24 protein-coding genes are annotated in these 24,582 nt (G+C 64.1%); 17 read left to right on the top strand and 7 right to left on the bottom strand.

Annotated features, from left to right (window positions below; genetic code table 11):
* Positions 1-2: 2 nt before the first annotated feature.
* Positions 3-428 (top strand): hypothetical protein, encoded by a 426-nt coding sequence (locus AB7290_RS32185; protein ID WP_085404551.1) that lies wholly within the window; start codon positions 3-5, stop codon positions 426-428.
* Between the two features lie 105 nt (positions 429-533).
* Positions 534-788: a hypothetical protein gene (locus AB7290_RS32180; RefSeq protein WP_135216299.1), complete on the top strand. Its 255-nt coding sequence runs from the start codon at positions 534-536 to the stop codon at positions 786-788.
* A 67-nt stretch (positions 789-855) separates the two neighbouring features.
* Here the strand turns inward: AB7290_RS32180 and AB7290_RS32175 are convergent, their stop codons facing one another.
* Positions 856-1,755, bottom strand: a complete 900-nt coding sequence (locus tag AB7290_RS32175) for a hypothetical protein (RefSeq protein ID WP_085404415.1) — start codon at positions 1,753-1,755, stop codon at positions 856-858.
* Between the two features lie 32 nt (positions 1,756-1,787).
* Positions 1,788-2,468, bottom strand: a complete 681-nt coding sequence (locus AB7290_RS32170; protein ID WP_085404414.1) for a GntR family transcriptional regulator — start codon at positions 2,466-2,468, stop codon at positions 1,788-1,790.
* Positions 2,469-2,642: 174 nt separating this feature from the next.
* Between AB7290_RS32170 and AB7290_RS32165 the strand changes: the two genes are divergently transcribed.
* From AB7290_RS32165 to AB7290_RS32150, 4 genes are all read left to right on the top strand, one after another.
* Positions 2,643-4,361, top strand: coding sequence for an IlvD/Edd family dehydratase (locus AB7290_RS32165; protein WP_085404550.1), 1,719 nt, complete (start codon positions 2,643-2,645; stop codon positions 4,359-4,361).
* Positions 4,362-4,422: 61 nt separating this feature from the next.
* Positions 4,423-5,418: a TRAP transporter substrate-binding protein gene (locus AB7290_RS32160; RefSeq protein WP_063984777.1), complete on the top strand. Its 996-nt coding sequence runs from the start codon at positions 4,423-4,425 to the stop codon at positions 5,416-5,418.
* A gap of 153 nt (positions 5,419-5,571) precedes the next feature.
* Complete coding sequence (locus AB7290_RS32155; protein ID WP_085404413.1) at positions 5,572-6,150, top strand: TRAP transporter small permease; 579 nt, start codon at positions 5,572-5,574, stop codon at positions 6,148-6,150.
* The gene (locus AB7290_RS32150) at positions 6,147-7,487 is read left to right on the top strand and encodes a TRAP transporter large permease (protein WP_085404412.1); all 1,341 of its coding nucleotides are present in this window, start codon (positions 6,147-6,149) and stop codon (positions 7,485-7,487) included. The genes AB7290_RS32155 and AB7290_RS32150 overlap by 4 nt, the downstream gene beginning before the upstream one ends.
* Positions 7,488-7,491: 4 nt before the next feature.
* Here AB7290_RS32150 and AB7290_RS32145 read toward each other — a convergent pair whose 3' ends face one another.
* Both AB7290_RS32145 and AB7290_RS32140 read right to left on the bottom strand, forming a co-directional pair.
* A complete protein-coding gene (locus AB7290_RS32145) occupies positions 7,492-8,061 on the bottom strand; it encodes a histidine phosphatase family protein (RefSeq protein WP_085404411.1) in 570 nt (189 codons plus the stop codon).
* Positions 8,058-8,852: an enoyl-CoA hydratase/isomerase family protein gene (locus AB7290_RS32140; protein WP_085404549.1), complete on the bottom strand. Its 795-nt coding sequence runs from the start codon at positions 8,850-8,852 to the stop codon at positions 8,058-8,060. The genes AB7290_RS32145 and AB7290_RS32140 overlap by 4 nt, the downstream gene beginning before the upstream one ends.
* A gap of 227 nt (positions 8,853-9,079) precedes the next feature.
* Between AB7290_RS32140 and AB7290_RS32135 the strand changes: the two genes are divergently transcribed.
* Positions 9,080-10,300: an NAD(P)/FAD-dependent oxidoreductase gene (locus AB7290_RS32135; protein WP_085404410.1), complete on the top strand. Its 1,221-nt coding sequence runs from the start codon at positions 9,080-9,082 to the stop codon at positions 10,298-10,300.
* On the opposite strand, the gene AB7290_RS32130 is transcribed toward AB7290_RS32135, so the two are convergent.
* Entirely contained in the window at positions 10,301-11,215 is a 915-nt protein-coding gene (locus AB7290_RS32130; RefSeq protein WP_085404409.1) for a ribokinase, read from the bottom strand.
* Positions 11,216-11,234: 19 nt separating this feature from the next.
* On the bottom strand, positions 11,235-12,128 hold the full coding sequence (locus tag AB7290_RS32125; protein WP_014496984.1) for a sugar kinase: 894 nt from the start codon (positions 12,126-12,128) through the stop codon (positions 11,235-11,237).
* 209 nt (positions 12,129-12,337) lie between these two features.
* Here AB7290_RS32125 and AB7290_RS32120 point away from each other — a divergent pair, with 209 nt between their 5' ends.
* From AB7290_RS32120 to AB7290_RS32075, 10 genes are all read left to right on the top strand, one after another.
* Positions 12,338-13,183, top strand: coding sequence for a VOC family protein (locus tag AB7290_RS32120; protein WP_085404548.1), 846 nt, complete (start codon positions 12,338-12,340; stop codon positions 13,181-13,183).
* 127 nt (positions 13,184-13,310) lie between these two features.
* Positions 13,311-14,066, top strand: a complete 756-nt coding sequence (locus tag AB7290_RS32115; RefSeq protein WP_193560924.1) for a TetR/AcrR family transcriptional regulator — start codon at positions 13,311-13,313, stop codon at positions 14,064-14,066.
* Positions 14,067-14,387: 321 nt separating this feature from the next.
* Positions 14,388-15,197, top strand: coding sequence for an ABC transporter permease (locus AB7290_RS32110; RefSeq protein ID WP_071915912.1), 810 nt, complete (start codon positions 14,388-14,390; stop codon positions 15,195-15,197).
* Between the two features lie 62 nt (positions 15,198-15,259).
* A complete protein-coding gene (locus AB7290_RS32105; RefSeq protein WP_085404408.1) occupies positions 15,260-16,252 on the top strand; it encodes an ABC transporter substrate-binding protein in 993 nt (330 codons plus the stop codon).
* Positions 16,249-17,097, top strand: a complete 849-nt coding sequence (locus AB7290_RS32100; RefSeq protein ID WP_085404407.1) for an ABC transporter ATP-binding protein — start codon at positions 16,249-16,251, stop codon at positions 17,095-17,097. The genes AB7290_RS32105 and AB7290_RS32100 overlap by 4 nt, the downstream gene beginning before the upstream one ends.
* A 4-nt stretch (positions 17,098-17,101) precedes the next feature.
* Positions 17,102-18,490: a hypothetical protein gene (locus AB7290_RS32095; RefSeq protein ID WP_085404406.1), complete on the top strand. Its 1,389-nt coding sequence runs from the start codon at positions 17,102-17,104 to the stop codon at positions 18,488-18,490.
* A 5-nt stretch (positions 18,491-18,495) separates the two neighbouring features.
* Positions 18,496-19,647 (top strand): Gfo/Idh/MocA family protein, encoded by a 1,152-nt coding sequence (locus tag AB7290_RS32090; protein WP_085404405.1) that lies wholly within the window; start codon positions 18,496-18,498, stop codon positions 19,645-19,647.
* Positions 19,648-19,783: 136 nt separating this feature from the next.
* Positions 19,784-20,974, top strand: coding sequence for a dihydrodipicolinate synthase family protein (locus tag AB7290_RS32085; protein WP_085404404.1), 1,191 nt, complete (start codon positions 19,784-19,786; stop codon positions 20,972-20,974).
* On the top strand, positions 20,974-21,837 hold the full coding sequence (locus AB7290_RS32080) for a sugar phosphate isomerase/epimerase family protein (RefSeq protein ID WP_085404403.1): 864 nt from the start codon (positions 20,974-20,976) through the stop codon (positions 21,835-21,837). The genes AB7290_RS32085 and AB7290_RS32080 overlap by 1 nt, the downstream gene beginning before the upstream one ends.
* Positions 21,838-22,624: 787 nt before the next feature.
* Entirely contained in the window at positions 22,625-22,870 is a 246-nt protein-coding gene (locus AB7290_RS32075; protein ID WP_343287559.1) for a hypothetical protein, read from the top strand.
* Positions 22,871-23,036: 166 nt separating this feature from the next.
* On the opposite strand, the gene AB7290_RS32070 is transcribed toward AB7290_RS32075, so the two are convergent.
* On the bottom strand, positions 23,037-24,566 hold the full coding sequence (locus AB7290_RS32070; RefSeq protein WP_244623357.1) for a Spy/CpxP family protein refolding chaperone: 1,530 nt from the start codon (positions 24,564-24,566) through the stop codon (positions 23,037-23,039).
* Positions 24,567-24,582: the final 16 nt, after the last annotated feature.

Raw genomic sequence — 24,582 nt, 5'->3', positions numbered from 1 at the left:
GCATGAAAATCAAATTGTCAGTCGTCGCGATGCTCGCGACGATCGTACCGGGAGTCATGTCAGGATCGGCGCGAGCCGCAGCCCTCAGCGATGCCGAGGCGACGTTCCTTGACCAGCTCGTCACCGCATCGGTGGTGCTGGAGCAGCGATGCGACGGTTACGAGGTCGACGGCGCCGGCGGCGTTCAACTCGGCGCCCGGCTTCTCGGCAGCCCTGAGGCGGCGATGGCCATGATCGACGCCTATGCTGCAGCCATCAAGGCCCGCGACGGCGAGACCTACGATCCCGGTAAATTCCGCCCCGAGGTGCGTGAGGCGGCCGGCAAAACGTTCAGGCGCGTCCGGACGGACTTGATCAAGAACCCGACAAGGGGCTGCGCTGACTACGGCGATGCCAGCGTGGACCGCGGTTTGCTGAGGCGGTACTGAACGCGAACAAGCTCTGATTGAGAAGGACCTGTCACTCGCGTCATGCTATCGTCTGTTCCGGGACGTGCATTGCCGTCCCAGGCAACAAGAACAGGGAGGATGGCTATGAAGACGTTAGCGATGTCAGCGTTGATCCTTGCTACCTTGTCGATCGCGCCGGTGAGCGCCGCACCGATCGGTCCCGCGGCTCACCTGAACCCAAACCAAGGTCCGGGATGCTCGCTCTCCGGCGGCGCGGTTGCGAATTGCAAGAACGTCCTCAACTTCAAGTCCTACTACGAGTGCCGCAGTAACCGCATGGAGCGAGGCTGGACGGGCGTTGAGAGCGGCTACTACTGCCGGGCTCTCGACCTCAAATAAGAGCGCGGGTCAGTTCAGAATTTTGGGAGGCCGCCTGCGTTGGCGGCCTCTTCTATCGCGATGAGTGTCAGGCACGCATCCCGATCGCCGGACGAAATGGCGGGCCGTCCCAGGGCTGCGGTGCGGCGGCATAGCGGTCGAAGCGCATTGTGTGGCTGGCGAGCCCCTGGCTCAACACGCGCAGGCTGTTCGCATAGCCGAACATCGCTATGAGCGGTACCGTCGCATCGATCGCGACCGTGTCATCGTCGACGACCCTGGAGTGGGCGGTCCCACGCCGTGATGTCAGGTCGTCAACGATCGATTGTGCGAACGGCGTCGGTGTCACCACTTCGACCTTCATGATCGGCTCAAGCAAGACCGATTCTGCCGTTTGCAGCGCCCTGCGGAACGCGGCATTAGCCGCGATCTCGAAGGCGAGCGGTGAAGAATCGACGTCGTGATACTTGCCGTCGATCAGCTGGACCCTGACGTTCACCACCGGAAAGCCCGCAATCACGCCGCAGGCCAGTACGCTTTCGAGCCCTTTCTCGATCCCGGGCATATATTTGTTCGGTAGCGCATCCACACCAGTCTTGCGTTCAAGCTGGTATCCCGTGCCAGGCTCATTCGGCTCGATGGCAAGCTTGACGGCGGCAAACTCCCCCTTGGGCCCGTAGATCTTTTTGTGAGTGTATTCCGCCTCCGCACGTTTGGTCGGATGCTCGAGAAATGCCACCTGCAGGGCACCAATATTGACGGCTATTCCAGAGGTCCGGTTGAGGGCGTCGATCGCGCTCTCGATGCGGGTTTCGCTCGTTCCCTTCAGGATGATCTGAGCAGAGTCTTGATCGACCGACACGGCGAGCGCTCCGTCCTTGGCGGTGAGCTTCAAGAGCGCAGCAACGAGCTTCTCATGATCGGCCCTGGACTTCGCTTCGATGGCGACGTCAACAAGCAGGGGTGGCGTGCTCACATCATGCGGCATTGTAAGACCTGTAGCGTTGCCTTGGTCTAGCGTCAGCTCTCCTCACCCGCAATCCTCGCCAGATAATCCGACTTGCTGAACTGCATGTGATCCACACACAGCTGCGCCAACGCCCAGCTGTCGCGGCCCTTCAACAGCTCGATCATCAGCTCGTGTTGGCGCCGCGATTGCGCAAGTCCCTCGCGGTCGGCGAGGTTCTTGGCGCGCATCGGCAGCGTCAGGCTCATGTAGTCCTGGAGCGACCGCACCAGATAGGGATTGCCGCAGGCCGAGAACAGCGCGAGGTGAAAGGCGTCGTTGGCCTCGTGGATGCCGCGCAGATCCTGCACATCGGCCTTCGCGCAATATTGCCGTTGCAGTGCGGTCAGCTCGTCGATCAGGCCTTGCGGTGCGGGCAGGGGGATCATCAGCGCGGCCTGCCGGGTCAGCATCTCGCGGACCTCGTAGATCTGCCGGACTTCCTCGGCCGAGTAGAACCGCACGGTGGCGCCGACGTTCTTCTCGCGGCGGACGATGCCGCGGCGCTCGGCATCGACCAAGGCCTGCCGCACGAAGTGCCGGGAGGTGCCGTAGCGCGACATCAGCGCGTCTTCGGTGAGGCGCGCGCCCGGCGGCAGGCGGCCGAAGATGATGTCCTCTTCCAGCCGCGCGACGACATCGTCCGGATCGTCGCGCCGGACCGGCATGGCGTCTGCGGTGCGGATGTCGGACATGCCCTCAGCCTCCGGCTCATGCCGGTCCGCCTTGTGGAGCAGGGAGAACCCGGATTGTCAATAATTTGTGTCGGAAGGCGGTGTCTGGGGCAGAAAGCGCGACGATCTGGCCCAATCTTATTGACAATCAGGGGGCAGGCTGTAGCACAATGGCAAGCGAGAAGGAGCGGTATGATGACGAGTGGTTTGCGCAAGGGTCTGACGAGCTATGGCGATGCCGGCTTCTCGCTGTTCCTGCGCAAGGCGTTCATCAAGGCCATGGGCTATTCCGACGACGCGCTGGAGCGCCCGATCGTCGGCATCACCAACACCTATAGCGACTACAATCCCTGCCACGGCAACGTCCCCCAGATCATCGAGGCCGCCAAGCGCGGCGTGATGCTGTCGGGCGCGATGCCGTTCGTGTTTCCGACCATTTCGATCGCCGAGAGCTTTGCGCATCCGACCTCGATGTATCTGCGCAATCTGATGGCGATGGACACCGAGGAGATGATCCGGGCCCAGCCGATGGATTCGGTGATCGTGATCGGCGGCTGCGACAAGACCCTTCCTGCGCAGGTTATGGCCGCGATCAGTGCTGATTTGCCGACCGTCGTCATTCCCGTCGGTCCCATGGTGGTCGGCCATCACAAGGGCGAGGTGCTCGGTGCCTGCACCGATTGCCGCCGTCTCTGGGGCAAGTATCGCGCCGGCGAAATGGATGATGCCGAGATCGAGGAGGTCAATGGCCGCCTCGCGCCGTCGGTCGGCACCTGCATGGTGATGGGCACGGCCTCGACCATGGCCTGCATGATCGAAGCCATGGGTCTGTCGCTGCCGATGAGCGCGACGATTCCCGCGCCGCATGCCGAACGCTTTCGCCTTGCCGAAGCGAGCGGCAGGGTTGCCGCCGAGATGGCCAAGACCAAGGGGCCGAAGCCGAGCGAATTGCTGACGCCGGCGTCTTTCAAGAATGCGCAGGTCGTGCTCCAGGCGATCGGCGGCTCGACCAACGGCCTGATCCATTTGACGGCGATGGCGCACCGCTCGCCCCACCGCCTCGATCTCGAGGTGTTCGACCGGATTGGCCGCGAAGTGCCGGTGCTGGTCGACCTCAAGCCGTCGGGCGAACACTACATGGAGCATTTCCACCACGCCGGTGGCGTGCCGAAATTGCTGGCGCAGCTCGGCGATCTCGTCGATCTCGACGCGAAGACCATCAGCGGCCAGACGCTGCGCGATGTCGTCGCGAATGCGGAGGACGTGCCTGGCCAGGATGCGATCCGTCCGCGCGACAATCCAATCAAGAAGGAAGGGGGCCTTGCCGTCCTGCACGGCAATCTCGCCCCGCGCGGTGCCGTCATCAAGCAGTCGGCCGCGAGCCCCAAGCTGTTGCAGCACACCGGGCGCGCGGTGGTGTTCGAATCCGTCGAGGACATGACCTTGCGGGTCGACCATCCCGATCTCGACGTGAACTCCGACGACGTGCTGGTGCTGCGCAATGCCGGCCCCAAGGGCGCGCCGGGCATGCCGGAGGCGGGTTATCTGCCGATCCCGAAGAAGCTCGCGCGCGGCGGCACCAAGGATATGGTGCGCATTTCGGATGCGCGCATGAGCGGCACCGCGTTCGGCACCATCGTGCTTCACATCACGCCGGAATCCGCCGTCGGCGGACCGCTCGCGCTGGTGAAGAACGGCGACATGATCCGGCTGGATGTTGCCAAGCGCAGCATCGAGCTGCTGGTCGATGCCGCCGAGCTGGAGCGTCGGCGCACCGCATTGAAGCCGGCGGCAGCACCCGATGAGGCGCGGCGCGGCTACGCCTGGCTGTTCAACGAGACCATCATGCAGGCCGACGAGGGCTGCGACTTCGATTTCATGCAGAGGACTGGGAAGCAGACTGAGAAGGGGTGACGAACCACCCGAACGAGCGCTCAGACCGCACAAGCGGCGGGCGATAAAACAGGGGGAAACGATGATTGCACGATCCATGCGTGGGTTGGTGGCCATGGCCGCCGTACTTTTCGTCACCGGGGCCGGGGCACAGGAGGTGAAGCATTATCGCTTTGCCTACGATCAGCCGCGCAACACCGGCTATTCCATCGCGGGCGACCTCTTTGCCGACAAGCTCAAGGAATTGAGCAAGGGCACCATGATCATCGACCAGTATCCGGGCGCGCAGCTCGGGCAGGAGCCGCAGGTGCTCCAGCTCGTGAAGGCCGGCGACATCGAATTCGCCATCATCTCCTCGGCCAACACCGCGACGATTTCGCCGCAGGCCGGCGTGATGTCGCTGCACTTCCTGTTCCGCGACGAGAACCACGTGGTCAAGGGGCTGGCCGATCCCCGCGTGTTCGAAGCGCTCAAGACCATGATCGACGAGACCACGCAGGGCCTGCACGTGATTGCGACCGGTTCGCAAGGTGTGCGCCACATGTACTCCAAGAAGGAGATCCACAATGTCGGCGACATCAAGGGGCTGAAGATCCGCGTCCAGGCGACCGCGACCGAGGACATGATGTTCCCGGCCTACGGCGCCCAGACCGTGCACATGCCGTTCGGCAGCGTCTACACCAGCTTGCAAACCGGCGTCGTCGACGTCGCCGAGAACAGCATCAATGTCTACCTCGTCAACAAGCACTACGAGGTCGCCCCGGTCCTCAACATCACCGAGCACGAGGCCAACAACGCGCTGGTGTTCGTCTCCGACAAGCTCTGGCAGAGCCTATCGGCGGAGCAGAAGGGGTGGGTGCAGGCGGCGGCCAACGAGGTCAGCACGAAAGAGCCGCAGAAGGCGTTCGACCTCGAGCGCACCGCGGCCGACAAGCTGAAGAAGATGGGCGTGAAGATCGTCGACAACGTCGACAAGAAGAGCTTCACGGTGATCGCCGACCCCTATCTCGACAAGCTCGCCAAGGAGCTCGGCCCGCATGCCGAGAAGATCAAGAATTTGATCCGGTCGGTGAACTAGTTACAGCAAAGTCGTCATGCCCGGGCAGAAGCGCGAAGCGCGCCTTCGCGCCAAATGTCCCGGGCATCCACGTTCTTCCTTCGAGCCCGCACCAAGTGCGTGGATGACCGGGACAAGCCCGGCCATGACGGAAAGCTGCAGCCGGGAGCAACAATGTCCATCGCCGACAAACTGCTGGTGCAACGGCAACGCCACCTGAAATGGCGCTGGCTCGACTGGCTCGAGCTTGCGCTGATGGTCCTCTGCGGCGTGCTCTGCTTCGGCTTCTCGCTGTCGGTCACCGCCGACATCGTCACACGCACCATCGGCCACCCCTGGCTGTGGCTCCAGGAAGTCACCTCGACGCTGTTCATCTATGCGATCTTCGTCGGGACCGCGGTCGCGACCCGGCGCAACGATCACCTCTATCTCACCGCGATCTCCGAAGCGATGCACGGCACGGCGCGGCTGATCGTCGAAGTGATCATTCGTCTCGTCGTGCTCGGCGTCGCCTTCTGCCTGATCTGGTACGGCTATCAGAACTATCTTCGCGGCTTCGGCAGCTTTCGCTTGCCGTCGGGCACTCCGATCGCCTCGCTCTATGCGATCATCCCGCTGTCCGGCGTGCTGATCGGCCTGTTCACCATCGAGCAGCTCGTCAACGGCTTGCGCAACGGCTTTGACCATCACGAGCCGCCCGAAGAGGACGGAGCGCCCGTCATCACGGACGTGCAGATGAGGGCGCAGCCGTGAGCGCACCCGTTGTCCTGGCGTTGATGTCGATCTGCTTCCTGTCGTTCGGCTATCTCGGCGTGCCCGTGCCGTTCTCGCTGATGGCCGGCGTGTTCATTGGTGCGCTCCTCTCCGATGTCTCGCTGGCCGCGATCATCCAGAAGATATTTGACGGCGTGGACTCCGAGGCGTTGCTGGCAATCCCGTTCTTCCTGCTGGTCGGCGAGCTCATGAGCTCGGCCAACGTGGTGGTACGAATAGCCAACCTGTCAGTATCGCTGGTCGGACACATCAGGGGCGGGCTGTCGCAGGTCGTCGTTGTCTTCAGCATGTTCTTCTCGGAAATGTCGGGCTCGACCACTGCCGACGTCGCCGTGATGAGCCGTGCGCTGGGCGGCCCGATGAAACGCGAGGGCTACGAGCCCGCCTTCATTGCGGCGATCATCGCGTCCGCTTCGACCATCGCTGCACTGGTGCCGCCGAGCATTACGGCGGTGGTCTATGGCGCGGTCGGCAACGTCTCGATCGCCGGCCTGTTCATGGCGGGGGTGGTGCCCGGGCTGATGATCGGCTTCGGGTTGATGATCTATTGCTACTTCTTCGGCCCTTCCGGCCTGCGCAAGCCGCGCGCGCCGCTGCGGCAGGTGGTGTTCGCCGCGGGTGACGCCGCCCTGCCGCTGATGATCCCTGTCATTTTGCTCGGCGGCATCCTCACCGGCTGGTTCACGCCGACGGAAGCCGGCGTCGTTGCGGTGGTCTGGATTGTCGTCGTCGTGATCCCCGCGCTGAACCGCGGGCATATCAAAAAGATCCCATATGATTTCTGCCTTGCAGGCTTGATCTTCTCGCTGCCGCTGATCACGATCGGCGCTGCCAATGCCTTCGGCTGGATGCTCGCTTACTTACGCGGTGCGAGTTACATCGCCGACATGATCACCTCGATTGCCGGCAACGATCCGCATCTGATCATGCTGCTGATGGTGCTGCTCTTCACTGTGGTCGGTGACTTCATCGAGCCGGTGCCGACCATCATCATCTTCATGCCGCTGGTCAACGCGCTGACCGAGGCCGGCGACATCAACGCCGTGCACATGGGCGTGGTGCTGATCGCCACGCTCGCCTTTGGCCTGATCACGCCGCCATACGGCCTGGTGCTGCTGATGGCCTCGAAATTCGTCGGCATCAGTTTTGCCAAGGCCTTACGCGCCGCCTTGCCGATCTATGTGGTGTTCCTGGCCACGATCGCGTTCGCGATCTATTTCCCGAGCGTGGTGCTGTGGCTGCCGCAGAAAGTGCTGCCGGAATCGGTCGGCTGCTTCAAGTCGCTGGCGGGGACAGGCTACATCTGTCCTAAGTGACGAGCTACTCGACGCGCCATTGCCCGCCTTCACGGAGGTAGCGAAACGGCGTGCCGTGGCTGTTCTTGAAATAGCTGCCGCACAGTGACTTCGCAATTCCCTGCATCACCGCGTCGTGGCAGACGAACAGGAAATCGTCGTCAGGATGACGGTCGAGCCATGCGGAGACGCAAGCCAGCGACCGTTCCGTCATGGCGTCCCAGTTTTCGCCGTCGGCGGGGAGGATCGAGACGAGGCCCGTCGCCGAGTTGACGCCGTGCTTGATCATGAGGTCGCGGACGGGGAGGCCCTCAAAGCTTCCGAAATCGAACTCGATGATGCCGTCATCGATCGAGAGCGGCACCGAGATGGCGTCTGCGATGATCTCGGCCGTTCGTGCCGCGCGCACCAGCGGGCTCGCGACGATTCGGCTGATGCCGATCCCGCGCAACATGTCCGCGGCCTCGTGCGCCTGCGCAAGGCCGTCCGCGTTCAGCGGGTTGTCGGTTCGTCCCTGAAACAGCCCCTGCCTATTCCAGTCGGTCGCGCCGTGGCGCAGGCCGCAGAACGAGCGCGCCGGTGCCGGCACGCTCACTTGCCCTTGCTCGTGAATTTCTTCACGGCGGCGCGGAAATCCTCCGTATTCATCGCCATGATGATCTTGTGCTCCTCGGCATCGAGCTGCTGCTTCACCGGCGTGGTCGCGGCCTGGTAGACCAGCGACTTGGTGCCGGCGATCGCCGCCGGCGGATTCTGCGCCAGGCGCTCGGCGAGTTTTCGCGTGGCCGCCTTCAACTCCGCGGCGGGGACGACCTTCGCAACCAGGCCCCATTCATAGGCCTGCTGCGCGGTAAAATTGTCCTCCGACAGGAAGATCTGGAGCGCACGTCTCGATCCGACCGTACCGACGATCCCGACCGTCGAGCCGCCGTCCGGCGATACCCCGATCTTGGCATAGGCCGGCGTGAACTTGGCATCCTCCGCGGCGATGCAGAGATCGGTGACGAAGGCGAGGCCCATGCCGGCGCCGGCCGCCGAGCCGTGCACGCTGGACAGCGAGATCTTTGGCATGCGCCGGATGATCTCGATGAAGGCGTGATAATGCTTCAGCAGCTCGCCAACGACCGGCGTGACCGTGCCGGTTTCGGCCGCAGCGCCGATCGTCTGCAGATCGCCGCCGGCCGAGAAGGCGCGGCCTTCTCCTTCGAGCACGACGACCCTGATGTCGTCGGCGCCTTCGAGATAGGCCGCGAGCTGTTCGAGCTTCTGCGCGATTGCAAGGTTGACCGAGTTGAACGCGGCGGGGCGGTTGAGCGTGATGGTTGCGATCGGGCCGTCGATCCGCAGCAGGGCGGGATCGTCGGGTTTGGAGACGGGAGCTGGCATCTGGAATATCCCCGGCATGAGGTCGTTGCTGCAACTAAATCGCAGAAGGTCGGGGGTGACAATCCCCGCATGCCGCTCTTGCGCAGGACGGAATGATGGGCTCAAATGGGCCGCCTTCGTTTAGGAACGGACACGAGCGCCGGCTCCTCCTGGGCAAGCCAAGCCAATATCAGCGAGAGAGGAGACGACATGGGTGACGCTCGTGTCTCCGGAAATGGGCTGTTCCAATGACGGGTGGTCCGGTGATCATTGTCGGAGCCGGCCATGGCGGCTACCAGGTCGCGGCATCCCTGCGCCAGGCGGGCTTTTCCGACCGCGTCTGCCTGATCAACGACGAGGCGCATCTGCCCTATCAGCGGCCGCCGCTGTCCAAGGCCTATATCAAGGGCTCGGCCGGGCCGGAGAGCCTGATGTTCCGGCCGGAGAAATTCTACCAGGATCAGAAGATCGAGCTGATCGCAGGCCGCGCAGTGTCGATCGATCGCGCCGGCCACAAGGTGCATCTCGCATCCGGCGAGACGCTGCCTTACGGCCACCTCGTGCTGGCCACGGGCGCGCGCAACCGGCTGCTTGATTTGCCGAATGCGAATTTGCCCGACGTGAAATACTTACGCATCCTCGACGACAGCGAGGCGCTGCGGAAGATCATGCCGTCGAAGAAGCGCGCGGTGATCATCGGCGCCGGCTTCATCGGCCTGGAATTCGCGGCCACCGCGCGGATCAAGGGGCTCGAGGTCGACGTGCTCGAACTCGCCCCGCGCGTGATGGCGCGCGCGGTGACGGCGGAGGTCTCGGAGTATTTTCAGGCGCGGCATCGCGAGGCCGGCATCCGCATTCACCTCGGTGTGCAGGCAACCTCGATCGAGGCTGAGGGCGGCAAGGTCACCGGCGTTTCCTTGAGCGATGGAAGGCATCTGCCGGCCGACCTCGTCGTGGTCGGTGTCGGCGTGCTGCCGAACATCGAGCTTGCGGCGGAGGCGGGGCTTGCCGTCGCCGCCGGCATCATCGTCGACGAATATCTCTCGACGTCCGATCCTGGCATCTCCGCGATCGGCGACTGCGCGCTGTTCGCCAGTCCGCGCTTCGGCGGATCGCAGCGGCTGGAATCGGTGCAGAACGCCACCGATCACGCCCGCTGCCTCGCGGCGCGGCTGACCGGCGACCGCAAGGCCTACGACAGTCATCCCTGGTTCTGGAGCGACCAGGGCGACGACAAGCTCCAGATGGCGGGGCTGACCACCGGCTACGACCGCGTCGTGCTGCGTGGCGATCCCGAGAAGAAAGCGTTCTCGGCGTTCTGCTACAAGGGCGACAGACTGCTCGGCATCGAGTCGGTCAACCGTGCCGGCGACCACATGTTCGGCCGACGCCTGTTCGGACTGGAGCGCTCGATCACGCCGGAGCAGGCCGCGGACGAAGGCTTCGACCTGAAGAGCGCGCTGGCCTGATCAGCTGGCCTTGACGACCGCGGCGACTTCCGCGGCCGTCGGCATCGACGGCCCGGCGCCCATCCGCTGCACGCTGATCGAGGCGGCCGCGTTGGCGAAGGCGAGCGCGGCACGCAAGGACACGCCCTTCGCCAGCTGCGCCGCGAGCGCGCCGACGAAGCAATCGCCGGCGCCGGTGGTGTCGACCGCTTTCACCACGCGGCCGGGCACCGCGAATTCCTCGCGGCCGGCGAGCGCGAGCACGCCCCGCTTGCCGAGCGTCACGCAGATGATCTGGTCCTCGCGTGCCTGAAGTTGTCGCGCGACGTCGATGATTGTTGCGGCCTCGTCGCCGTCGGAGAGCTCCACGCCTGCGAGGAAGCCGAGCTCGGTCTCGTTCAGCACGAGGATGTCGACGAGCGCCAGCAGCTCGGCGGACATCTTTTGCGCCGGTGCCGGGTTGAGCAGCGTCGTGGCGCCGGTGCTACGGGCGCGCTGGAAGAAGGCGGCAATCGTCGGCAGCGGAATCTCGAACTGGCTGACGGCCACATCGCCCTTCGCCAGCGGAACGTTCGCGACATCGTCGGCGCTGACCAGCGCATTACTGCCGGGGATGACGACGATGGTGTTGTCGGAGGCCGCCACCGTGATGATCGCGGTGCCGCTATGCGTGTCGGCGTCCCGAACAGAGCCGAGCTCGATGCCCTGCGCACCGAGGAACATCCGCAACTCAGCGCCAAATGAATCCTTGCCAAGCCGGCCGATCAGCGTGGTCTTCACGCCGAGTCGCGACGCCGCGACGGCCTGGTTTGCACCTTTGCCGCCAGGAAAATACAGCACCTGCCGGCCGGCGACGGTCTCGCCGACTTTGGGGTGGCGATCGGCGGTCGCCACCACATCCATGTTGATGCTGCCGGCGATAAAGACGCGCCCCATGATATGCCCTTACAAAACCCTAGACCCTGACTTCGAACTCGTGCCTGACTTTGGCGATGTCCACAAGGGTCGGCAGCCCGGCCTCGTTGCCGAGGCGCTGGATCTTGAAGGTCGAGGCGGCGCGGGCAAAATCAAAATGCTCGCGCCAGCTTTTGCCGGGATGGGCGAGGTAGGAATAGACATAGGCGCCGTGGAAGACGTCGCCGGCGCCGTTGGTGTCGATCACGCGCTCGCGCGGGATCGGCATCGCCGGCATGACCTCGACCGCACCCGTTTCATTGTACCAGAGCAGACCCTTCTCACCCATGGTGACGCCGCCGATCTTGCAGCCGCGGCTCTTGAGGTAGTCGAGCATCTTCTCGGGCGTCAGGTCCATCTGCTCGCATAGGCGTTCGGCGACGATGGCGACGTCGATGAATGCGAGCAGCTCATGCGTGTTGGTGCGCAGGCCGCCGCCGTCGAGCGAGGTCAGGATGCCGGCCTCGCGGCAGACTTTTGCATAGTGGATCGCGGCATCGGGCTGATGGCCGTCGATGTGCAGGGCGCGGCAGCCGCCGAGATTGAGCATGGGGAACGGATGGATGTGCTCGTCGTCGCGGCAGCGGACGATGGCGCGCTTGCCGTCCTTGGGCATGATGAAGGACAGCGAGGACTGGTTCACCTTCCGCCCGTGCAGCGAGATCGCGTATTTCGCGCACATGTCCTGGAACATCCGCCCCAGCCAGTCATTGGCCGCCGTGGCGATGAGATCGGGCACGATGCCGAGCTTGGCGCAGCAGAACGCCGCCGTGACCGCGTTGCCGCCGAAGGAGACCGCGTAGTCGGTTGCCACGTGCTTTTCGTCGCCGGTCGGCATGTGGTCGGTGATGAAGACGACGTCGATATAGGTCTGACCGATAAAGAGAGCCTGCATTGGTTGTCCGTGATGCGCTGGGTGGTCCCGGCCGGCGGGCTTACTCTAACACCGGTTCCGCTCTGGGGACGCTGAAATTATTCGCAAATCTGCCGCCCGAGCGCTTGAGGTCGGCATGGGGCCGGAATACGACCATCACCGGTCCATGCCAAGCCCGGACAAACGCCGTCCTTCGGAATATGGTTCCAGGTCGATCAAAGGGGGGAATGATGATCACCGGCCTCGATCACATCGTTGCCCTGGTGAGCGATATCGGTGCGGCGGCGGCGTATCAGACGCTGCTCGGGCGCGCGCCGGCCTGGCAGAATTCCGGCGAGGGCGCCGATCGCGTGCTGTTCACGCTTGCGAACGTGACGATCGAGCTGATGGCGCCGAGCGGCTTTAACGTTGCGGCGGACCGGATCCGCGCGCTGCTCGACGACCGCGAGGGCGTGCTCGCCAGCCTGTGCTTTCGTGTCGCAGACATGGGCAAGATGCACCGGCGGCTGGAGCGGGTGGCCTTGAGGCCTGATCCGGTCGCCGAGGTCGAAAGCAGCGACGTCGCGAGCGGCGCAGTCCTGCACTGGAAACGCACGCGTGCCGCGACCGAATTGACGCGCGGCGTGCGCATGTTCTTCCTCGAGCTCGCCGAGGAGCGGCCGCTGTCGACTGCGACCGACATCGCGCCGATCGATGGGCTCGACCACGTCGTGGTCACCACCGAGGATTCCGACCGCGCCGCTGCGCTCTATGGCGCGCGGCTCGGCCTTGATCTCGCACTGGACCGCTCGCACCAGGATTGGGGCCAGCTGATGTTCTTCCGCTGCGGCGACCTCATCGTCGAAGTGGTGCGCCGCCCCGTGGCGGGCGGGGATTCCGTGCATGACCGTCTCTGGGGCCTGAGCTGGCGGGTCGCCGACATCGACGCCACGCGCGCCCGCCTGCTCGCCGCCGGCCTCGACGTCACCGAGGTGCGCAACGGCCGCAAGCCGGGCACGCGGATCATGACGGTGCGGAATGGGACCTGCGGGATCCAGACGGTGCTGCTGGAGCGCTCGCCGAAGCCGGCGGATTGAGGGGGCGGCCTCCCGTTCGTCATTGCGAGGAGCTCTTGCGACGAAGCAATCCAGGCTGTCTTCGCGGTGGCAGTCTGGATTGCTTCGCTGCGCTCGCAATGACGAAACTATGCGGCGGGCCTCGCGCATGATAAATGCGATCTGGACGATCACCCAGCGGGCACCCGGTTTGGCGAAAGCAACGGCAAAGCGAACTCTGAAATGGCAGCGCGACCCCGAGGGGATGCGGCTGCGCATTCTCGAGGCTGCCAAGCAGGAATTCTCCACCCACGGGCTCGCGGGCGCGCGTGTCGACCGCATCGCGGCGAAGGCCGGCGCCAACAAGCGCATGCTCTACTATCACGTCGGCAACAAGGACGAGCTCTATCTCGCGGTGCTCGAAGGCGCCTATGACAAGATCCGCAGCGAGGAGCGGGGGCTGGATCTCGAGCATCTCGATCCGCCCGAAGCGATCCGGCGCCTGATCGAGTTCACCTGGAACTACTTCCTGCGCAACCCGGAATTCCTGTCGCTGCTCCAGACCGAGAACCTCGCGCGCGCAAAGCACCTCAAGCGCTCGACCAAGGTCAAGTCGATGCACTCGCCCTTCGTCGAGATGATCCGCACCGTGGTGCTGCGCGGCGTCGACAGCGGCGACTTCCAGGTCGCGGTCGATCCGGTGCAGCTCTACATCTCGATCGCGGGGCTCTGCTTCTTCTATCTCTCCAATTCGGCCACGTTGAGCGTGATCTTCGGCCGCGACCTGCTGGACAAGAAAGCCAAGGACGAACGGCTTTCGCACATGGTCGGCCTCGTGCTGGCCGCGCTGACGGGCCGATCGACCGCGCTGTTCGAGATCGCCAAGGCGCCGAAGTCGCGCAGCGCGGTCGCGCAGACGGTTTAGCGGCCTAGTCCGCGCGTTGGCGGACCAATCGTCCGTCGTTTCCTCAATCTCCGCCGTCATTGCCCGCGAAGGCGGGCAATCCAGTATTCCAGAGACGGTTGAGATTGAACCGAGAAGCCGCGGCGTACTGGATTCCCCGCCTTCGCGGGGAATGACACCGAGGGTGAGGCGGTCTCGTGCCCCGGACGTAGCGCAGCAGCACGTCCGGGACACGAGAGGAGGCCAGGAACCGGCACAAAACGTCACAGGGAAAGCTCTGGACAGTATTTATCCAACGAGTTAATTTCTCCCCCGAACGAAGAAGAATGCCGGGAGTGAGACGTGGCTGAGTTGAAGCCGCAAGGTGCGGTATCCAAGATGCTGAATGCGGCCTGGGTCCGGCCGTTTTTGTTCCTGGTTTTCATCGTCGTCGCCTGGGACCTCGCAATCCGGCTGTTCAAAATTCCCGCCTATCAGATCCCGGCGCCGGCCGACGTCGTCGCGGTGCTGCGCACCGAATGGCCGGAACTGCTGCGCCAGTCCTGGCCGACCACCTATGCCACCGTCTGCGGCTTCCTGCTGTCGGCGCTGTTCGGCATTCCCGTCGCGATGCTGATCGCGGGCTCGAAGACGGTGGAGAGCTATGTCTATCCGCTGCTGGTGTTCTCGCAATCCGTGCCGAAGATCGCGATCGCGCCGCTGTTCGTGGTCTGGTTTGGCTTCGGCATCATTCCCAAAGTGATTTCAGCCTTCCTGCTCGGTTTCTTCCCGGTGGTGGTCTCCGCCGTGCAGGGCTTCAAATCGGTCGATCCTGATATGGTCGATCTCGCCCGCGCCATGCAGGGCAGCCGGTTCCGGGTTTTCCTCGCGGTGAACCTGCCGCATGCGCTGCCGGCGATCTTCTCAGGCCTCAAAGTGTCGGTGACGCTTGCCGTGGTCGGCGCCGTCGTCGGCGAGTTCGTCGGCTCCAATTCCGGCATCGGCTACGTGATGCAGCGCTCGATCGGCACGTTCGATCTGCCGACGATGTTCGCGGCGCTGGTGATCCTGGCGCTGCTCGGCGTGATCCTGTTCTGGATCGTGGACCGGATCGAGAAGCTGGTCATTCCCTGGCATGTCAGCCAGCGTGAAGACGTGATTTTCGCCTCGTAACAAAAACTAAGGCAACGAACGGCCATCAACGGCCGACGCAACAAGGGCAAGGGAGAGAAACGATGAAGCGGTGGATAGGAGCTGTCTCGGCTGCGCTGATGGTGTTTGCGGCGATGCCCGCGCAGGCCGCCGACAAGGTCGTGCTGATGCTGAACTGGTACGTCTATGGCGAGCACGCGCCGTTCTATTACGGCAAAGCCAAGGGCATTTACGCGGCCGAAGGCATCGACCTCGAAATCCAGGAAGGCCGCGGCTCGGCTGCGACCACGCAGGCCGTGGCCGCCAAGACCGCCGATTTCGGCTATGTCGACGTCCCCACCATGATGCGCGCCGCGATCAAGGGCGCACCTGTCGTCGCGACCGGCGTGCTGCTCCAGACCAGCCCGATGTCCGCCATGGGCTTTGCCGACAAGAACATCAAGAAGCCGGAGGACATCAAGGGCAAGACGGTGGCGATCACGCCGGCCGATTCCATGACCCAGATCTGGCCGCTGTTCCTGAAGAAGACCGGCCTGAAGGAAAGCGACTTCCAGACCGTTGCCGGCGACGGCCAGACCAAGCTCAACGCCGTCATCAACGGCCAGGCCGATCTGTTGCTCGGCTACGTCATGGACCAGTCGATGAAGATCAAGGACGCCACCGGCAAGGACGTCTATCCGATCAAGTTCGCTGACTACGGCATCAACATGGTCTCCTCGGGCATCATCGCCAACGCCGACTATGTGAAGGCCAATGCCGATCTCGTCCGCCGTTTCATGTCGGCGACGACCAAGGCGGTCGAAGCCGCCGAGAAGGAGCCGAAAGCGGCTGCGCAATCGATCCTCGATGCCAACCCCAAGGGCGGCAAGATCGACACCCTGACGCAGGGCTTTGAGCTGACCATTCCGCTCTACCGGACCGCGGAGACCAAGAGCAAGCGGCCGTTCCAGGTCACCGACCAGAACATGACGGACTCCGTCAATCTGATGGTCGAATATGGCGGACTGGATGCCAAGGCCAAGGAGAACCCGAAGGCCTTCTACACCAACGATTATCTGCCGAAGAGCGGATCGTGAAGCAAGCCGCAGTCGTGAGCGAAATCGTGCAGCACGCCGCGCATCTGAGACTGGTGAGCGACCGGGCTGCCGGCGATGCGTCGGGCATCAAACTGTCCGGCGTGTCGAAAACCTACCGGACGCGCGACGGCGACGTGCCGTCGCTGCGTCCGCTCGACTTCCACATCAATGACGGCGAGTTCTTCGTCGTGGTCGGCCCAAGCGGCTGCGGCAAGTCCACGCTACTCAAGCTGATCTCGGGGTTGCTGCCGCCGACATCAGGCGAGGTCCTGGTCGAGGGTGAGAAGGTGACGAAGCCGCACGGCAATGTCGGCATCGTCTTCCAGAACGCGCTGCTGCTGCCCTGGCGCAACATCCTCGCGAACGTGATGCTGCCGATCGACATGAAGCGGCTGCCGCGACAACACTATCTCGATCGCGCCAAGGCGCTGTTGAAGCTGGTCGGCCTCGAAGGTTTCGAGAAGAAGCTGCCCTGGCAGCTCTCGGGCGGCATGCAGCAGCGCGCCTCGATCTGTCGCGCGTTGGTGCACGATCCCAAGATCATGCTGATGGACGAGCCGTTCGGCGCACTCGACGCGTTGACGCGCGAGCGCATGAATGTCGAGCTGATGCGGATCCAGCGCGAGACTAGGAAGACGGTGCTCCTGATCACGCATTCGATTCCCGAGGCCGTGTTCCTCGCCGACCGCGTGCTGGTCATGACCGAGCGGCCCGGCGCGATCGCGGCGATCTACGACGTGCCGCTGCCGCGCCCGCGCTCGCTCGATGTAATGGCCGATCCTGTCTTCACCGAGCTCGTGCAACGCATCCGCAGGCATTTTTTCTCGCAAGGTTCGCTGGATTAAAGTCATGGCGCCGCGCCTGAAGCTGCGAGACATCGCGTTCTTTGAACGTCCCGTGCATTTTGCGCGGCCGTTCCGCTTTGGCGCGATCACCATCAATGCAACGCCGCAGCTGTTCGTGCGGGTCGAGATCGAGGTCGAGGGCAGCGGGAATGCGGTCGGCGCCAGTGCCGAGCTGCTGGTGCCAAAATGGTTCGACAAGCGGCCGGAGCTGTCGCCGGCGCAGACGGTCGACGGCCTGCGGCGTTCGCTGGAAATTGCGCGGGGCCTTTATCTTGCGCGGACTGGATTCTTGACGGCGTTCGATCTGCATGCCTCGTGCATCGGTGCCCAGGTCGCGACTTGTGCAAAGAAGAATATTCCAGCGCTTGCGGCGGCTTATGGCCCGGCGGAGATCGACAAGGCGATCCTCGACGCACTGCTCCGCGCAGGCGAGACCAACTTTTTCGACGGGATGGCCGGCAACATTGCCGGCATCGATGCACGGCTTTCGCCGGACCTCAAGGAAGCGGACCTCACGGCGTTTCTCGCCGGCCGGAAGCCGCTGCCGCGCGTTGCCATCAGGCACACCGTGGGCCTCGACGATACCGTCGAAGGTGAGGGCGGTGTTGCCGATGCACGCGAGAACGCCGGTGCGTATTACTTCAAGCTGAAACTGTCGGGCGATCCCGCTGCCGATGCAGGACGGCTGGCGCGGATCGGCAAGGAGCTCGACACGCTCGGGCGCGACTACAAGGTGACGCTCGACGCGAACGAGCAGTACGCCGATCTTGCCGCACTACAGGCACTGATGGATCGGCTTGATCGTGATTCCGCGCTGCGCCCGATCGCCTCGCGCTTGCTCTATGTCGAACAGCCGATGCCGCGAGACATCACCCGGCAATGCCCGCTCGGCTCGCTCGCCGCGCACGGCTTCATCATCGACGAGGCCGACGATTCCTACGATGCCTTCCCGGCGGCGCGTGCGCGCGGCTATTGCGGCATTTCCTCGAAGTCCTGCAAGGGCCTCTACAAATCCATCGTCAACGCGACGCGCGCGTCGAAATGGAGCGCGGGCGGCGCGCGGTTCTTCGTGACGGGCGAGGACCTGACCTGCCAGGCCGGCCTTGCCGTGCAGCAGGATCTCGCGCTCGGCGCCTTCATCGGCGTCACCCATGCGGAGCGCAACGGCCATCACTATGTCGACGGATTTGGCGAGACGCCGACCGCTGAAGCGCAGGCTTTCGCGCTCGCGCATCCCGATCTCTACGCCGATGCCGGGCAGGGCATCCGCCTCTCCATTCAAAACGGCGATCTCCTGACGGGATCGCTCCATGCAACGGGCTTTGCGACGTCGGTCCATCCGGACTGGTCGGCGCTCCGCCCGCTCGAACAGCCAAAATCACCTTGGGAGTAATTGGCATGACCACCCAACGCCTCGGCCTCATCATGAACGGCGTTACCGGCCGCATGGGTCTCAACCAGCATCTGATCCGCTCGATCGTCGCGATTCGCGAGCAGGGCGGCGTCCGGCTGAAGAACGGCGACCGCGTGATGCCCGATCCGATCCTGGTCGGCCGCAGCGCCGACAAGGTCGAAGCCCTCGCCAAGCGCTACAACATCACGCGCTGGACCACCGATCTCGATGCTGCGCTCGCGGACAAGAACGACACCATGTTCTTCGACGCCGCGACCACGCAGGCGCGGCCCGGTCTGCTGACCCAGGCCATCAACGCCGGCAAGCACGTCTATTGCGAGAAGCCGATCGCGACGAATTTCGAGGAGGCGCTCGAGGTCGTCAAGCTCGCCAACGCAAAGGGCGTCAAGCATGGCACGGTGCAGGACAAGCTGTTCCTGCCGGGCCTGAAGAAGATCGCCTTCCTGCGCGACTCCGGCTTCTTCGGCCGCATCCTCTCGGTGCGCGGCGAATTCGGCTATTGGGTGTTCGAAGGCGGCTGGCAGGAGGCGCAGCGGCCGTCCTGGAACTACCGCGACGAGGACGGCGGCGGCATCATCCTCGACATGGTCTGCCACTGGCGCTACGTGCTCGACAACCTGTTCGGCAACGTCCAGAGCGTGGTCTGCATCGGCAACACCGACATCCCCGAGCGTTTTGACGAGCAGGGCAAGAAGTACAAGGCGACCGCGGATGATTCCGCCTACGCGACCTTCCAGCTCGAGGGCGGCGTCATCGCGCACATCAACATGTCCTGGGTGACGCGCGTCTATCGCGACGACCTCGTCACCTTCCAGGTCGACGGCACACACGGCTCGGCGGTCGCGGGCCTGTCGGATTGCATGATCCAGGCGCGGCAGGCAACGCCCCGGCCGGTGTGGAATCCCGACGAGAAGCGGCTGCACGACTTCTACGGCGACTGGCAGAAGCTGCCTGACAACGTCACCTACGACAACGGCTTCAAGGAGCAGTGGGAGATGTTCATCCGCCACGTCTACGAGGACGCGCCCTACAAGTTCACGCTGCTCGAAGGCGTCAAGGGCGTGCAACTCGCCGAATGCGCGCTGAAGAGCTGGAAGGAGCGGCGCTGGATCGACGTCGCCCCGATCGAGGCCTGAGGTCAGTTGGATAAGCCGCGATGTTTACCAAGCCGTCATTGCGAGCGAAGCGAAGCAATCCAGAGTCCCTCCGCGGCGACGGTCTGGATTGCTTCGTCGCTTCGCTCCTCGCAATGACGGGGAGAGGTCTGAAATCATGAACAAACCCGTCCAACCAATGTCGTCATTGTCGCTCAAGCTCCCGAAAGCGGATCGTTCGATCGAGACCTACCGGCTCGCGGCGTCGCGAACGTTCCCCGCGAAGCTCGAAGGACCTTTGAACCGCATCGCGTTCTCGGCCGTGCACACGGTTGTCGATCCCTTTGCGGACAACGATCCCTGGCTCTCGGCTGCCATCGACTGGGACAAGACCATCGCCTTCCGCGAGCATGTCTGGGACCTCGGCCTCGGCGTCGCCGAAGCCATGGACACCGCGCAGCGTGGGATGGGGCTGGACTGGCCGACCTCGCTGGAGCTGATCACACGTTCGGTCGGTGCCGCCAAGCGGCGCAATGCGCTGGTGTTCTCCGGCGCAGGTACGGATCATCTTGCGGTCGAGGATGCCAAGAGCCTCGACGACGTCATTCGCGCCTATGAGGAGCAGCTCTCGGCCGTCGAGAAGGTCGGCGGCCGCATCATCCTGATGGCGTCGCGTGCTCTCGCAAAACTCGGCCGCAGCGCCGACGATTACGCCAAGGTCTACAACCGCGTGCTGTCGCAGGTCCGCGAGCCCGTGATCATCCACTGGCTCGGCGATATGTTCGATCCCGCTCTGACCGGATATTGGGGCACCAAGGACCTGGACAAGGCGATGGACGTTGCGGTGGCCATCATCAACAACAACGCGGCCAAGGTTGACGGCGTCAAGGTTTCGCTACTCGACAAGCAGCGCGAGATCGACATGCGCAGGCGCCTGGACAAGCGCATCAAGATGTACACCGGCGACGATTTCAACTACGCGGAGCTAATCGCCGGCGACGACCAGGGCTTTTCGCACGCACTGCTCGGCATCTTCGATGCCATCGCGCCGGCTGCCTCTTATGCGTTGTCACGCCTCGCGGCAGGCGACGAGGCCGGCTTCCACGACGTGCTGGGGCCGACCGTGCCGCTGTCGCGTCATATCTTCAAGGCGCCGACGCGCTTCTACAAGACCGGCGTGGTGTTCATGGCCTATCTCAACGGCCACCAGGATCATTTCACCATGGTCGGGGGACAGGAGAGCGCGCGCTCGATGCTGCATCTGGCCGAGCTGTTCCGCCTCGCCGATCAGGCCGGGCTGCTGGCCAACCCCGAACTGGCGACCCGTCGCATGAAAACAGTGCTGGCCTCTCACGGGCTGGACTCCTGATGCGCGATTTTTCGTCCGACCATCGCTGGCTGTCGCTCAACACGGCGACGGTCCGCAAGCAGGGTGACCTCGTCGAGATCATCGACGCCTGTGCGAAGCATGGCATCCGCGCCATCGACCCCTGGCGCGATCAGGTCGCTGCCGTCGGTCTCGACCGCGCCGCACGCGCGGTGCGCGACGCCGGCCTCGAGCTGTCGGGCTATTGCCGCGGCGGCATGTTCACCTCGGACGCATCGCGTCGCGGCGAAGTGCGCGACGACAACCGCCGCTGCGTCGACGAAGCCAAGGCGCTGGGCGCGCCCTGCATCGTTCTCGTCGTCGGCGGTCTGCCGCAATATTCGCGGCCGGGCAGCGAGGCGTCCAAGGACATCGTCGCAGCGCGCGGTCAGGTCGAGGAGGCTCTCGCCGAGATGCTCGACTATGCCAGACAGGCAAAGCTGCCGCTGGCGATCGAGCCCTTGCATCCGGCCTACGCTGCCGACCGCGCCTGCGTGAACACGACGAAACAGGCGCTCGACATCTGCGATCGGCTCGACCCGGGCCGCAGCGGCATGCTTGGCGTCGCGCTCGACGTCTATCACATCTGGTGGGATCCGGAGCTGATGGCCCAGATCGCGCGTGCCGGCAAGGATCGCCTGCTGGCCTTCCATGTCTGCGACTGGCTGGTGCCGACCAGGGACATCCTCAACGACCGCGGCATGATGGGCGACGGCGTGATCGACATCAAATCGGCGCGCGCCGCTGTCGAAGCGCAAGGCTATGCCGGTTATTCGGAGATCGAGATCTTCTCCAACGACTGGTGGAGCAAGCCGATGGACGAGGTGCTGCGCACGTGCATTACGCGGCACAGGACGGTGGTCTAGCTCCCACGCGCGCTGTCCTCACGGGCTTGCGACTTGTTGCCGCGTGTTGAAGCGCGCCTTCCCCTTCACGGCACCGAAGCGGCGGGCTCGCTCAGCGAGCCGGTTGGAGTACCACCAACGAGAGGTGGACAGCCGTCAGCTTTCAGGCAGAATGATATCATCCCGATGCCGCAGCCTCGCCACGGTCTGCGCCAGATCGGATGCGGTAATCAGTGGCATCAACGATCGGCAGGCACGGCGGATGTACCCACGCCTGATGATCTTGAATGGCCCCGGCGCGCAATCGTCGGGGCCATTGTTGTGATCGGCGGGGCAAGGCTAGCGACTTTTGCCGGAGGCCCCGGCGTGTTCCAGCCCCAGGCCCGTTCTATTGCGGCAATAAGGAAAGACCGCCCGAAGGCGGTCTTGCAGTCCAATGTGCCGGGCCAAAATAGTTTCGGGATCAAACCTTGTCCGGCCCGGTCTAATCGCCAGCTAACCACTATCCCGGGAAGGCCGCTGACAATTAAGATTTCAGTCCTGAAATGGAATGCACCAGCGACTTGGGAACCCGTCGTCCGACGCGAGTCTTGTTGCGTGCCTGCGTACAGCGCTGGCCGAAGGGGCTACGGCGCTGAGAACTTCGACTAGCTCTCAGGCTGGAGCTGCTCACGTCGGTGAAAAGTCAGACGATTGCGCTATCATCGATTGACCGTCAAACACCGGACTATCACTCGTCAATTCAATCTGCGAAATTGTGACAACATAAGTGCGCTTGTAAACAAGCTGGCGCGAAGGGAGGTTCGCAGTGGAGGCAGTGGAGAGAGTGCAGCGCTTGCGTGCGATGAGTTCGCTGTGCCGCCAACAGGCCGCGTACAACAGCATGAACAAATGGAAGCTGCTCGCAGAAGCAGAATACTGGGACCACCTGGCCGATCTTGAGTTGTCTGCTCACTCCCAGCAATGCAGCGCCATCAGCTCGGATGAGAAAGAGCGGCCTCAAGCGATCCCAACCGCGACTGACGCTGGACCGAAGACGATTTCCGTCGCGTGAGGTCAAGGCGAGGCGGTTGTTTGCATTCCGTGCCACCGCATTTCTCACAGAGAGAAGCGGCCCGGACACGTATGTTCTGGCCGAACTGTGGAGCAGGGCGATGATGGCACCCCGCGTCGCTCGGCCGCTGCGCACATTGCAACGAGGGAATGCGACGCTGCTGCCGTCACGGGCCTGCGAGCTGTTGCAGCGTGTTGAAGCGCGCCTTCTGCTCGCTGCTCAGCGTGGCATAGAACTCGTCCAGGGCGGGCTCGACCAGCTTGGCGGCCTGAAGCATGGCCTCGAGCCGGTGCTGCATCGCCTCTAGTCGTCCGACCGGCGTCAGCGGTACATCGTTCGGACAGGCCGCCTGTAGGCCCTCAACGCCCTTCGCCGTCGCCTCGCCGAGGCGGTCGAGCGCTTCCTTCTGCTTGCCCGCGGGGTGGAGGACAGCCTCGATCCTCTGGATCGGCAACTGGGTCAGGCCGGACTTCGGATCGCCGCAGCCTTCGGCACTGGCTTCCTGGGCATTGGCTTCCTGCTGCCGAGGCGAGCGGTCGCCGATTTTGGGGCCGAGCGCGTTGAAGCGGGCCTGCTGCTCGTCACTGAGCGAGTTGTAAAAAGTCTCCAGTGCCGGTCGCACGATCTTGACAGCATCCAGTGTCGCGCTGACGCGGTTCATCATCGCCCGCAAGCGGCCAGGCGGCGTCAGTGCATATGTCTCTGCGCAGGAGTCCTTGAAAACACCGGCGGCGTTGGCCGCCGCGGTCTTCAACGCGTCGAGCAGCGCGCGTTGCTCCGCCGTCGGCCGCACTGCCCGCGTGATATCGTCAAGCGGCCAAGCGGTGACGCCCTTGTCCGGTGTGCCGCACAATTGCTGCAGCGTTTGCGGGCTCACGCTGGCGCGCTGGCGCGCGCGGGTGCCGCCGCCGGCTTGCGGATAGTCATTCGGGTTGGTGCTGGCATAGGCGGAATAGGGGCTGTCATCGCCCCAGAACATGGTGTCGACGAAGTCGTCATACGCGTACGCCCAATAGCCGGGCTCGTAGGCATAGGACCAGAACGTGTAGTCAAAAATGTCGGAATAGGCGTAAGGCCAGAACACGGGCCCAAGCCATGCCACGAACACCGCGGGATGGCGGTGTCGCCAGGCCTGCCGGGGAGCCCAGCCGCTGTGGCGGGCGACGAGGGCCGCCTGGGTTTGTCCGGCCGCCCGCTCGCGGAAGTGCGCGGCAAACCGCCCGCGCGCGGCGGCCGCCGCTGCAACTGATGCAGCGGGGGCCTGCAGCCCCAGCCTCTGCTGGCGCGCCAGATCGATTTGCTGCGCCCGTTGCTCGTGCTGCAGCAGACGGTTCTGCGCCTGCAGCGCGCGTTCTTGTGCGCGTTGCGCGCGTGCGCCGTCCGGCTTTTGCGACTGCAACGTCTGCACACGCTGCTGGAGGCGATCGATGCGGGTCTGGCGCTCCGCGGTCTGGCGCGACAGCATCTCGCGCTGTCCCTGCTCGACGTGCTGCTCACGCTGTTGTACGCGCTGCTCGCGCTCCAGCAGCCTATTCTGCGACTGCAGCAATCGCTGCTGCTCGCGTTGCGCTCCCGCGCCTTCCGGCTTTTGCGACTGCAATGTCTGCACACGCTGTTGCAAGCGGTCGATGCGGCCCTGGCGTTCCGAGGCTTGGCGCGACAGCGTCTCGCGCGGCCGTTCCGGCCGCTCGCTCACGGCCGGCGGCGCGCTG

The organism is Bradyrhizobium sp. 613_E4_N2_2, assembly GCF_052075995.1.
GTDB lineage: Bacteria > Pseudomonadota > Alphaproteobacteria > Rhizobiales > Xanthobacteraceae > Bradyrhizobium > Bradyrhizobium barranii.
The sequence above is the reverse complement of the archived record's forward strand: the minus strand, read 5'-3'. Positions and strand labels throughout refer to the sequence as shown.